We start from the raw sequence: 11,755 nt of genomic DNA, 5'->3' as shown, positions 1-11,755 counted from the left end.
CATGTCAGTGATCAATACCAACATCACCTCCATGATTGGCCAGCAGAATCTGTCCAAGTCTCAGTCTGCTCTGCAAACTTCTATGGAGCGTTTGAGCTCTGGTTTACGTATCAACAGCGCCAAGGATGATGCGGCCGGTCAGGCTATCGCCAACCGAATGACTGCTCAAATCACCGGTTTGGCTCAGTCTCAGCGTAACGCTAATGATGGTATTTCTATCGCGCAAACTGCTGAAGGCGGCTTGAACCAAATTAACGACAACTTGCAGCGTATTCGCGAACTGTCAGTGCAGGCACAAAACGGCACTAACTCTGATTCAGACCTGGACTCCATCCAAGCTGAAATCAATCAACGCCTGACAGAGATTGATCGTATCTCTAAAGAAACTGACTTTAACGGTACTAAAGTATTGGGTGAAAACGTGGGTGCAGTCGACAGCACTCAGCGGACACTGAAAATTCAGGTTGGTGCTAATGATGGCGAAGCCATTGAAATCAACCTTGAGCAAATTAACCGTGATACTCTGGAGCTTGCTGGCTTCAACGTCAATGATAAAGGTGAAGTACAAAACGTTGCTGCCACCAAAGACGACTTGGACGAAATTGTAGCGGATGGCGGTAACGTTGCCTTAAATGCTGGCACCTATTCCATGGTCACTGATAATACCGAAGTAGATGCGATTGATGTCCTTAAAGGCGTCGAAGAGGGTGTTAAAATCGAGGTGACAGCCGGTGCAACTGCGGCTGGCCTTGATGCTTTTCTCGGTAACACCACAACTGGTGAAGTTGCTTTAGACGGGCTGGTTAGCGATGGTGCCGGTGGATTCACTTACGACATTACTAATGGCGTAACGGCTGGTGAGGCTGATACTTATGTAGACACAGGTACAGCTCAAAATGCGGTCTATGCTACAGAGGATGGTTCTAAAAGCACTGATATCACTATTCAAGATGATGGTACCATCACGGATCGCGATGGCACCGCGTTGTATATTACCACAGCTGGTGAACTCACTTACGATAACGTAGGTGGAACCTTGAATGCGGCAACTACTACTAACCTAACTGCAGCGATTTCTACTGCTGATGCGGATGACGGTACGATAAGCCTGACACTGGAAGATGGCTCTTCGGTTAATAACGTTTCTGGTGGTGGTTCTGTAACACTAAATGATGTGAAAATCTCTGCTGAAGATCTGGCGGCTGCAGCGGAAACAAATAGCCTTACCATCACTACGACCACGACCGCCTCTCGTGACGGTGCTGCTGGGCAAGATGCTATTGTGTTAACTGGCGATAATGGCGGCAATGGTCTTGACGTGACTTCCAACGGGAATGCCGTATACGTAAATGCTGATGATGAGTATACGCAAGCGGCCCAAGAGTCTGTGGATCTGATTGTTAATGACAATGGTAACATTACTGATGCTGCCGCTAACCAGTACTTCGTTGGTGCAGATGGCAACCTAACGTCAGAAGCTGTGACTAAAGGCGAGCGTACAGAAGATCCGCTGGAGGTTCTGGATGCTGCTCTGAGCAAGGTTGATAACCTGCGCTCTGACCTGGGTGCGATCCAAAACCGCTTTGAATCAGCTATCGAAAACTTGTCCACCAACGAGACCAACCTCTCTGCTGCTCGTTCGCGCATCGAAGATGCTGACTACGCCACTGAAGTAGCCAACATGACTCGCGCGCAGATTCTGCAGCAGGCCGGTACCTCTGTATTGGCCCAGGCCAACCAGATCCCGCAGTCTGTACTCTCTCTGCTGGGTTAATCTGAGGCTTGGCCTCGATAGGGAAGTTTCTCTATCGTTAAGTAGCATAATGAACCGGCTCCCTATGGGGGTCGGTTTTTTTTGTGATTGTGCCCAGGCGCGCATAGCCACATATTTCTCTAAAGTTGCTGTGAATCACGCCGTTATTATTCATATAACGTTCATGGAAGATGGGTATTGGCATGGCTGTCATCAACACGAATCTGGCCTCACTAGTTAGCCAGCAAAGCATGGGCAAGTCGGGCACCGCGCTGGCCACCAGCATGGAAAGGTTGGCATCGGGTTTGCGTGTCAACAGTGCCCAAGATGATGCAGCAGGGCAGGCCATTAGTAACCGCTTCCAAGCGCAGCGCACAGGGCTTGGCCAAGCGGCGCGCAATGCTAATGATGGCGTGTCTCTGTCACAAACAGCGCAGGGTGTGTTGGGTAGTATCAGCGATAAGCTGCAGCGCATTCGTGAATTAACTGTGCAAGGCCTAAACGATACTAACCAAACGCGTGATAGTGACTTTATTCAAGCTGAAATTAATCAAAACTTGATGGAGATCGATCGGCTGGTCGAACAGAAGGAGTACAACGGTATTCCTCTGATGACCGGGCGAGCAGGGAATATATCACTACAAGTAGGGGCAAATGACGGAGAGGCGCTGGGTGTGGACCTGTCTCCTCCTGGGTTCAGCGTTGATGCGTTGGGCCTAACAGGCTTCAACGTAGCCGGAGAGCCTGGCAGCGTGACGCCTCGCGATATGCTGTTTGGTCCCGCTGACGATATCGTTGTAGACGATGCTTTGACGGAAGCAAATTTTCCGGCGGGTGCCGAAAGAACGCTTTATGGGTTGGGCGATGTCTCGCTAGCCGGAGATCACCAAAAGGAAGCCGCTGCGATCAACAGTTACTACGTGAGTATGGGAGGGGGTAACTTTTCTCGTGTTAACGTGTCGGCCACTCATGAAACAGCCACCGATCTGAGCGTTGTTGATATTACGGATCCACAACCGCTGTTTAGAACAGATTTTACACTAGATGAAACCTTCATTTCTGGCCTGTCAGCTAATGAAAAAGTCGTGCGAGGCGATGACGCTTATTATATTGAAACCAACAATGGTGGCATCCTTTCCTATCATGAGGCTGAATTTGAAGTCAGCTTTGAGGATACGTCTTCACCCACGGCAGTGGTTTCAAAGCAGGCTGAGCCTGTTGCGAATTATCAAGCGGAAACCACGTTTGAATTTGGTGGCGTCGTCTACAATTTGGCCGATTACGCCAATGTTGAATACCTAAATGCAGGCGGCATGTCGCTATCATCGCCCCGTTTGGTAGAAGATAAGGATAATATAGGAACCTTTTACCTAGAGTTTGATGGTGGTGTCGATCCTGTTTACTCGCGTCTGAGTGGCGTTCGTGTAGATGATAAATTAGATGTTGCGCTCAGTGGCTATACGCCAGCGGGAGGTGAGAGCTTTTCGACAGTGCCTAGTTTTGATGAGGGTGGTGATACTTTCAATCCCAATGATTTTGATCAAGTTGTTTACGATCATTCAGGTGTCGCGGTCAATGTCACGGAGCTGCGTCAGAGTGTCGATGATGGTAGCTACTATGCTTATGACAGTGCTACTGATAGCTATTACGCAATTACAGAAGCATTGGCTAGCCAAGAGCTAACGCTAACGGCAGCCAGCCAAGTGTACTCTGGTGTAGATATCGAGCAACAATCCGCTAGTTTTAATAGCAATGTTATTTATACGCCTTCTGTAACGGATTTTTCGATTGCTGCGAGTGATTTTGTGGGTGATGATTTTGCCGAGATTAGTCCAGGGTCTGCAGAGTTAATTCGTCGCACGAGTGATGAGCAATGGATCATTCGGGGAGAGCTGAATAGCGGTGGTTATGGTTATTATGAAGCTGACCTAGATGTCAAACTGAATGAGAAGGGCGAACCCGTTAGCTATACAGTCACCGCCACCCAAAGCTCCCCTACGGTACTTGGCATTGATGAGCACGTTGTTGACAAAGTGCACGGTATTTCAACGGTCACGATTGACCCACGTAACGTCTCTGTTGAATACACTGACATCGAAGGTAGAACTTACTCCAATGTATTAACAGAAGGTGAAGACGGTAACTATTACTTTGAGCTGCCTGGCGAAAGTTCGCTGTTAGGTGGCTATAAAACAGCTACCTTAGTCGATCATGATCAAAAGGGCGAGATTGTTTTACGCACCGAAAATGGCAATAGCCAAGTAGTTGTATATTACTCCAGTGAGTTAGAAAAAGGTGTGAATAAAGCGTTTTTTGTGCAAACCGATGGGGATGGATTTAATGATAACGGCACGCCTCACACCCGTTTGCGCATCCAAGAAGTAGGAGAAGATTTTCGAATTCAGATACCACGTAACCCGCTCGCGGCGTTAGATAAAGCCATTGGTATGGTAGATGCAAAGCGAAGCTACCTGGGTGCAACGGAAAACCGCCTGGCTTCTGTGATTGAGGGGAACCAGCTTATGGCTACTAATTTGGCGGCTGCGCAATCACGTATCATGGACGCTGACTATGCAGTCGAAGTGGCTAACATGACCCGCGCACAAATTTTGCAGCAGGCAGGTACGTCCGTACTCGCACAGGCCAACCAAATTCCGCAGAACGTACTGGCTTTGCTGGGGTGATCTATGGATTTACATCAGGAAAGTGTTGTTAGGCTTGGTGTGAGGGGTAGGAGCTGATTTTATGAAAGTAGCAGAGCAATATGCCGCCATTTCATAAGGTTAATTAATCGTTAGGTGGTCTTAGTAATCTCATAAAATGGCATGACCCCTTTACACTAGACCCTTAGGAATGCCGTGAAGCCAAATGCCGCTACCATTTCCGCTTTATACGTGATGACAGAGCTTGTCCCCAAGCTATCGGCTGTTGAAAAGCAAGTTGAGCGAATGATCTGTTCTATCGTTAACACCAGCGAGGTTCCTGCACACATTGAGCGCTACACCAAGCTGCAGGCAGAATTTCAGCTAGAGCTGACCATGATTCGCATGAATCTTGAGCATTTGCTGCAACGCTACCACAAAGAGCTTGAGGTAGTGATGCAGGACTCGCGGCAAGACGTGCTGCTCAGTCTGGATGCTTTTGAGGCCACTGCGATTAGTAATGCCCAACAGCTCTACCAGCGGGTTCAGCAGTTGCAACAGCGCCAATGAGGCCAACATGACATCGCAGGATCACGAAACGGTCATATTGGAATTAGATGCATTGATCCGCGATACCCAAACGTTGCTTGATAAAGTAATGCATCACGGTTTGGATCAAACCCAAGCAGAAGATTATGGCCGCCTGCTCGCCATCCTAGACAGCGCTGTAAAACAGCAGCGGGAGCACACCTTCGCCATGCTGAAAGCCTCCTCTCATACGTAGCCCTAAACCCTTATCGTTGGTGCGGCGTATCCCGCTAGCCTTTTTTCCTGCTAAATTCCAACAGGGCATCGGGCCTGACGGCGGAGAGACAAGGATGGGCAAGGTTCACTTTATTGGCGGTGAGAAGGGCGGTGTCGGCAAGTCGATGACGGCGCGGGTGTTGGCGCAGTACTACATCGATCACGAGCGGCCATTTTTAGGCTTTGATTGCGACGCTTCCCACGGCACGTTTTCACGATTTTATCAGGAGTACGCCTCTTCGGTAGTGGTGGGCGATGACGATAGCCTTGATGGCATGCTATCGGCCGTAGAAGAGGCGCCAGACCGGGATTTGATTATCGACTTGGCCGCACAGTCCGCCCAGCCCATCAATCGCTGGATTGAGGAAACCGATGTGTTTGGGCTGCTCGAGGAGCTGGGCATGCAGGTCGTGTGGTGGCACGTGATGGATGATGGCGCAGATTCAGTCGCGCTACTGTCTCAGGTGTTAACCCGTTACGCGTCGCAGCCGGTGGATGTCGTGGTCGTTCAGAACCTTGGGCGTGGCGAAAGCTTTGAGCGCTTTACGCAGTCAGAGGCGTATCAGCAGGCCCGTGTGCAAGGGGCTACTCTCATAGAGCTGCCGCGCTTGCATGCCAAGCTCACCCAAAAAATCGATTTCAATGACAGCAGTTTCTGGGCGGTGGCCAACGACCGGCGCATGATGAACATCGCCGAACGTCAGAGGATGAAAGTGTGGTTGCGTCACGCCTATGCACAGTTGGATCAGGTCCCGGGGCTTGACCGCTAAATGATGGTATAGAAACGACGCTGGGCTAGTTCCAAAAAACAATAAGCAGGCGGTTTATTATTTCTTTTTTGCTGGTATCTTGTCGGCATTGCGCTGGTGATGACGGAGTCAAAGCCAGCGCCCTCCGTATAAGCTGTGGGTTGTATGACCCAATGAGGAAATCCGTATGGCAAATTTGAACCGTTTGAAGAAGATCGCCGCTGCTCTCGCCTTAGGCGTGGCAGGGGTAGTCTCCGTGGCTGCCCAGGCCGACACACTGCGGGTGGGCATGTCCGGTGGCTACTTCCCGTTTACTTATGTCGAGCAGGATGAACTGAAAGGCTTCGAAGTCGATGTGATGAATGCGGTAGGGGAGATCACCGGCGACGAGATTGAGTTCGTGACCGCGAGCTTCTCGGGCTTGGCAGGCATGTTGGAATCCGGCCGCATTGATACCATTGCCAACCAAATCACCATTACCGATGAGCGCAAAGCCAAGTATGCCTTTACCGCGCCTTATGTGTACGACGGTGCCCAAGTGGTCGTGCGTGAAGGTAACGACACCATCAACGGCGTTGAGGATTTGTCCGGCAAAAGCGTGGCAGTGAACTTAGGGTCTAACTACGAGCAGCTGCTGCGTGAGCAGCCGAATGCCGACGAGATCGATATCCGCACCTACGAATCCAACGTCGAGCAGGATGTGGCGCTGGGCCGTGTCGATGCGTTCGTGATGGATCGAGTGAGTGCTAGTCAAGTGATCAGCGAGCGCGGTTTGCCGCTGGCGTTGGCGGGGCAGCCGTTTACCACTATCGAAAACGCGCTACCGTTCCGTGACGATGAAGAGGGACGAGCGCTGCGCGACCGTGTCGACGCCGCGCTTGAGGAACTGCGCGACAACGGCACCTTGGGTGAAATATCTCAGAAGTGGTTCGATACTGACATCACGCAGCCATAAGTACGGCTAACCTCTGATGATGGCGGCCGTGGCATTGCCACGGCCGTTTTGCTTATAAGCGATACGACGATGCTAAACGTGGAGTATATGTGGGGCCTGTTGCCGGTCCTGCTCAGTTATTTACCGCTGACGCTGCAGATGGCGAGCATCGCCATGGTGTTTGCGCTGATCATTGCCTGCTTGTTAGCGGTCGTGCGGGTATCGAAAATCCCCGTCTTGAACGGCGCGGCGCTACTGTTTATCTCGTTTTTTCGCGGTACGCCGCTGCTGGTGCAGCTGTTTCTGTTTTACTACGGTCTGCCGCAATTGATTGATGCGCTGATTTCCATCAATGGCGTCACCGCGGCGGTACTGGGCCTGACGCTGCACTTTTCGGCGTATATGGCGGAATCCATTCGTGCGGCAATTGTCGGTATCGACCGTAGCCAAACCGAAGCGGCGCTCTCGATTGGTATGACCCAGTCGCAGCTGATGCGGCGGATTATCCTGCCCCAGGCCACCCGCGTAGCCACGCCCACGCTGATGAACTACTTCATCGATATGATCAAGGCGACCTCGCTGGCTTTCACGCTGGGCGTGACGGAGTTGATGGGCGCGACCCAAAAAGAGGCATCGGGCAGCTTTTTATACTTAGAAGCTTTCTTGCTGGTGGCGATTATCTATTGGGTGGTGGTGGAAGCGCTCTCTTGGGGCCAGCGCCGCTTAGAAACGTATCTGAATAAGGCGTACCAGCGATGATCACGCTTGAATCCGTCAGTAAGCAGTTTGGTCAGCAGCCGGTCTTTACCAATGTCGATTTACACCTTGAGCAGGGCGAAATCATCGTCATTATCGGCCCATCGGGCACCGGTAAGTCCACCTTGCTGCGCTGTATCAATTTTCTAGAGCGCCCAGAGGCAGGGTGTATCACCGTCGGTGATTTGCGTGTCGATGCGCGTAAAGCCAGCCGGGCGGATATTTTGGCGCTGCGCCGCCGCACTGCCTTTGTGTTTCAGAACTACGGCCTGTTCGCCAACAAAACGGCGCTTGAGAACATTAGCGAAGGCATGATTGTGGTGGATAAGCTGCCCAAGGCGCAGGCCCATGCCCGAGCAAGGGAGATTCTGGAGCGCATTGGCTTGGCGGATAAAGCGGATGCCTACCCCGCATCGCTTTCCGGCGGCCAGCAGCAGCGGGTAGGCATTGGTCGTGCCATGGCGGCGAATGCCGATGTCATTTTGTTTGATGAGCCGACCTCGTCACTTGACCCGCAGTGGGTAGAAGAAGTGCTTGGCCTAATGAAACAGTTGGCTGCCGAGCAGCAAACCATGATTGTGGTCACCCATGAGATGCAGTTTGCTAGAGATGTTGCCGACCGCGTGGTGTTTATGGATGAAGGCCAGATTGTCGAGCAGGCGCCTCCCGAGCAGCTGTTCACGAATCCGCAGTATGAGCGTACGCGGCGCTTTTTGCGCAAGATTTTGGCGCCCACTGGGCAGGCATTGCCTTAGCGGCGCGCTCGAAAAGGATTGACAGCGGCTAGCAAGCCCGCTTTACGCGTGATAGACTACGCCATCCTCTCAGACAAGACCCGTGAGCGGGCAGCCATAAGACTGCTCGTTACACTATTTGGCAGAGTTAGAAACGCTGCTGAATCAATTGGTTGTTAAGGAAATGTCGTGACTTGGCAATGCCATCCGACAAACACATAGTAAATTCGTTGCCGTTTTTAGGCAGCCCTTATTCTCCAAGGAGATACCTGTGGCGAACAGCAAGCAAGCACGCAAGCGCGCCCGCCAGGCCGAGACTCGTCGCGTCCTGAAAGCCAGCCAGCGCAGCATGGTCCGCACCTACATCAAGCGTGTGATCAAAGCGATCAACACTGGCGACCATGGCAAAGCGATGGAAGAGTTCAAGGCAATGCAGCCGGTCGTTGACCGTATTGCTGATAAAGACGTTCTTTCTAAGAAGAAAGCTGCACGTCTGAAAAGCCGCTTGAACAAGCGCATTAAGGCTCTGGCGGCGTAAGCCGGCAGGCGCCATAAAAAAACCGGCTGCGGCCGGTTTTTTTGTGCCTGAACGTCGCCTACCGGGCGATATGTGCCTCTCTATTTAGCCTGTAGGGAATAACCTGATGAGCGCCGATACACCACAGCATGCCAATATGCCGCCACCACGCCGCGGGCTAATGCGTTCGGGGTTGGTGGTCAGCGCGATGACCATGCTCTCCCGGGTGATGGGGTTGGTGCGCGATGTGGTCGTGGCAACGTTTCTGGGCGCGGGCAACGGCTCAGACGCCTTCTTTGTGGCGTTTAAAATTCCCAATTTTCTGCGCCGTTTATTTGCAGAAGGGGCGTTTAACCAGGCATTTGTGCCGGTGCTCTCTGAGTACTCCACCCAGCGCACCAAGCAGGAGATCCGTGAACTGCTGAATGCGGTGGCGGGGAGCCTAACCGCGCTGCTGGCGTTAATCACCGCGTTGGCGATGCTGGGCGCACCTTGGCTGGTATGGCTGTTTGCACCTGGTTTTGGCCGCGACCCTGAAAAGCTGGCGCTGACCGCCGATATGCTGCGGCTCACCTTTCCCTACCTGCTGCTGATTTCGTTAACCGCCTTCTCCGGCAGCGTTCTAAACACTTGGAACCGCTTTGCAGTGCCCGCATTTACACCGGTGCTGCTGAATATTTCGCTGATCGGCGCGGCGCTGTTGTTAATGCCGCTAATGGAAGAGACTGCCATGGCGCTGGCCTGGGGCGTGCTGATCGCTGGGGCGGCCCAGCTTGCCTTTCAGGTGCCGTTTTTGCTGCGTTTGGGGCTGCTGCCGACGCCGTGGCCTAACTTCGCCCACGAGGGCGTGAAGCGCATTTTGAAGCTGATGGTGCCGGCTTTGTTTGGGGTCTCGGTATCCCAGATCAACCTGCTGTTGGATACGGTGCTGGCATCGCTGTTGGCCGCGGGCAGCGTCTCATGGCTTTACTACTCTGACCGTTTGGTAGAGCTGCCGCTTGGCGTGTTTGGTGTGGCGATTGGCACCATTATTCTGCCTGCGCTTTCCAAACGTCATGCGGAGCAGTCCACCGAGCACTTTTCCGCCATGTTGGATTGGGCGATTCGTGTGGTGTTGCTGTTGGGCGTGCCCGCAGCCCTAGCGCTGGCGATACTGGCTGAACCGTTTTTGATTACCCTGTTCCACTATGGGGCGATGACCGATAACGATATTCAGATGGCGGCCATGAGCCTGCGTGCCTATGCCTTTGGACTGGTGGCCTTTATGCTGATTAAGGTGCTAGCGCCTGGTTTCTTCGCCCGCCAGGACACTAAAACACCGGTGAAGGTAGGCATTATCGCCATGGTCGCGAACATGGTATTCAACCTACTGCTGATTTGGCCGCTGGCCCACGCGGGCTTGGCGTTGGCCACTGCGCTATCTGCATTTTTAAACGCGGGGCTGCTGGGGTATCTGCTTTATCGACAGCAGGTGCTGGTGTTTCAGCCGGGTTGGGGGCGTTACGCGGTGCAGTTAGTCGGCGGCAGCGTGCTGATGAGCGTGGCGCTTATGTTAGTCTCACCTGATTGGCAGGTGTGGTTAGAGTTTGGGCTATGGCAGCGCGTCCGCTGGGTGGCCGGGCTAGTAGTGCTCGGGGGCGGGCTCTACTTTATCTGGTTAACGGCGCTTGGCCTGCGGCTTCGCCACTTTAAAATGAACGGCTAGGAAAGGGGCAGGCGCGTGAGCGCTATTATCTTCTTCTGCACCAGAGCAGCGCGTTCGTTATAATCAAACGCTTTGAAAACGGCCAACGCTTTTAAAACCTAATGCTTTTAAACAGGGGTGCCATGCACGTCATTCGAGGTCTGCACAATCTGACAGCGTCCCATCGTGGCTGCGTGGCGACCATTGGTAATTTCGATGGCGTGCATCGCGGCCATCAGGCGATTCTACAGCAGTGCCGCGAGCACGCTGCGCGCCTGAACGTACCGCTGACCGTGGTGGTGTTTGAGCCTCAGCCCCGCGAGTTTTTTGCCGGAGACCAGGCGCCGCCGCGTTTAACGCGCCTGCGGGAAAAAGTGCGCCTGCTGCGCGACCACGGTGCCGAGCAAGTGCTTTGCCTGCCGTTTAACGATGCCTTGCGCAGCCTCACCGGGCGCGAGTTTATCGATCAGGTGTTGATTGATGGGCTGGGCGTTAAGCATCTAGTGGTGGGCGACGACTTCCGTTTTGGCTGTGATCGCCGTGGCGATTTCAGTTTGTTAGAAGCCGTGGGGCGCACTCATGGCTTTGGCGTAGAGCATACTCGCACCTTCAAAGTCGATGACGAGCGGGTATCAAGCACCCGAGTGCGTACGCTGCTGGCCAGCGGTAACTTTGAAGTGGCCGCCCGCCTGTTGGGCAGGCCTTATTCGCTGCATGGCCGCGTGGTGCGCGACCAGCAGTTAGGTCGCACCATTGGCGTACCAACCGCGAACCTACCGCTATTGCCCCAGCCGCTGACGCTACGGGGGGTGTTTGCGGTGGTGGCCGAATTGGCGAATGGCGAGCGCCACCCCGCCGTAGCGAACGTCGGGTTTCGGCCTACGGTGGGGTCTAAACGCCCTACGCTGGAAGTGCACCTGCTGGATTTTTCTGGCGATCTGTATGGCCAGCGGCTGACGGTTTATCCCTGCACACGGCTGCGGGGAGAAGTGAAGTTTGACGATTTTGATGCGCTAAAAGCACAGATTCACCAGGACCAAGCCAAGGCGCGCCGCTACTTTGCGACCGCCGACGCTGATCTAACGACCTCTCTTCCGCTGGCCTCGGCCCCGCTTGGGCGTGAGACCGCTTCTTCTGATTTCACTTCGGCGGATGACGCCGCCGATACTAACGACGGCTGAC

10 protein-coding genes and 2 pseudogenes are annotated in these 11,755 nt (G+C 53.3%); all 12 read left to right on the top strand.

The features are described 5' to 3' along the window. Position 1 precedes the first annotated feature (1 nt). Positions 2-1,474: pseudogene (locus QIT27_RS09230) on the top strand (flagellin N-terminal helical domain-containing protein); the annotation flags it as partial. A 27-nt stretch (positions 1,475-1,501) separates the two neighbouring features. Further along, positions 1,502-1,774 (top strand): annotated as a pseudogene (locus QIT27_RS17065) (flagellin); the annotation flags it as partial. A 182-nt stretch (positions 1,775-1,956) separates the two neighbouring features. After that, entirely contained in the window at positions 1,957-4,437 is a 2,481-nt protein-coding gene (locus QIT27_RS09225) for a flagellin N-terminal helical domain-containing protein (protein WP_285263582.1), read from the top strand. Between the two features lie 264 nt (positions 4,438-4,701). Further along, positions 4,702-4,965, top strand: a complete 264-nt coding sequence (locus tag QIT27_RS09220; protein ID WP_285263581.1) for a hypothetical protein — start codon at positions 4,702-4,704, stop codon at positions 4,963-4,965. A 7-nt stretch (positions 4,966-4,972) separates the two neighbouring features. After that, entirely contained in the window at positions 4,973-5,179 is a 207-nt protein-coding gene (locus QIT27_RS09215) for a hypothetical protein (protein WP_285263580.1), read from the top strand. Positions 5,180-5,273: 94 nt separating this feature from the next. Further along, positions 5,274-5,969 (top strand): P-loop NTPase family protein, encoded by a 696-nt coding sequence (locus QIT27_RS09210; RefSeq protein WP_285263579.1) that lies wholly within the window; start codon positions 5,274-5,276, stop codon positions 5,967-5,969. A gap of 166 nt (positions 5,970-6,135) precedes the next feature. Then, complete coding sequence (locus QIT27_RS09205; RefSeq protein WP_285263578.1) at positions 6,136-6,903, top strand: amino acid ABC transporter substrate-binding protein; 768 nt, start codon at positions 6,136-6,138, stop codon at positions 6,901-6,903. A 69-nt stretch (positions 6,904-6,972) separates the two neighbouring features. After that, positions 6,973-7,641 (top strand): amino acid ABC transporter permease, encoded by a 669-nt coding sequence (locus QIT27_RS09200; RefSeq protein ID WP_137094889.1) that lies wholly within the window; start codon positions 6,973-6,975, stop codon positions 7,639-7,641. Then, positions 7,638-8,393, top strand: a complete 756-nt coding sequence (locus QIT27_RS09195) for an amino acid ABC transporter ATP-binding protein (RefSeq protein WP_285263577.1) — start codon at positions 7,638-7,640, stop codon at positions 8,391-8,393. Before QIT27_RS09200 ends, QIT27_RS09195 begins: the two co-directional genes overlap by 4 nt. A gap of 250 nt (positions 8,394-8,643) precedes the next feature. Further along, on the top strand, positions 8,644-8,910 hold the full coding sequence (gene rpsT, locus QIT27_RS09190) for a 30S ribosomal protein S20 (protein WP_083024671.1): 267 nt from the start codon (positions 8,644-8,646) through the stop codon (positions 8,908-8,910). A gap of 106 nt (positions 8,911-9,016) precedes the next feature. Next, complete coding sequence (gene murJ, locus QIT27_RS09185) at positions 9,017-10,594, top strand: murein biosynthesis integral membrane protein MurJ (RefSeq protein ID WP_285263576.1); 1,578 nt, start codon at positions 9,017-9,019, stop codon at positions 10,592-10,594. A 122-nt stretch (positions 10,595-10,716) separates the two neighbouring features. Beyond that, a complete protein-coding gene (gene ribF, locus QIT27_RS09180; RefSeq protein WP_172416535.1) occupies positions 10,717-11,754 on the top strand; it encodes a bifunctional riboflavin kinase/FAD synthetase in 1,038 nt (345 codons plus the stop codon). Position 11,755 lies beyond the last annotated feature (1 nt).

The organism is Halomonas sp. LC1 (assembly GCF_030247125.1).
GTDB lineage: Bacteria > Pseudomonadota > Gammaproteobacteria > Pseudomonadales > Halomonadaceae > Vreelandella.
The sequence above is the reverse complement of the archived record's forward strand: the minus strand, read 5'-3'. Positions and strand labels throughout refer to the sequence as shown.

Bases quoted from the DNA above. Each gene is read 5' to 3' on its own strand.
- QIT27_RS09225 (WP_285263582.1), top strand. From the start codon at position 1,957: ATGGCTGTCATCAACACGAATCTGGCCTCACTAGTTAGCCAGCAAAGC.
- QIT27_RS09220 (WP_285263581.1), top strand. From the start codon at position 4,702: ATGATCTGTTCTATCGTTAACACCAGCGAGGTTCCTGCACACATTGAG.
- QIT27_RS09215 (WP_285263580.1), top strand. From the start codon at position 4,973: ATGACATCGCAGGATCACGAAACGGTCATATTGGAATTAGATGCATTG.
- QIT27_RS09210 (WP_285263579.1), top strand. From the start codon at position 5,274: ATGGGCAAGGTTCACTTTATTGGCGGTGAGAAGGGCGGTGTCGGCAAG.
- QIT27_RS09205 (WP_285263578.1), top strand. From the start codon at position 6,136: ATGGCAAATTTGAACCGTTTGAAGAAGATCGCCGCTGCTCTCGCCTTA.
- QIT27_RS09200 (WP_137094889.1), top strand. From the start codon at position 6,973: ATGCTAAACGTGGAGTATATGTGGGGCCTGTTGCCGGTCCTGCTCAGT.
- QIT27_RS09195 (WP_285263577.1), top strand. From the start codon at position 7,638: ATGATCACGCTTGAATCCGTCAGTAAGCAGTTTGGTCAGCAGCCGGTC.
- murJ (WP_285263576.1), top strand. From the start codon at position 9,017: ATGAGCGCCGATACACCACAGCATGCCAATATGCCGCCACCACGCCGC.
- ribF (WP_172416535.1), top strand. From the start codon at position 10,717: ATGCACGTCATTCGAGGTCTGCACAATCTGACAGCGTCCCATCGTGGC.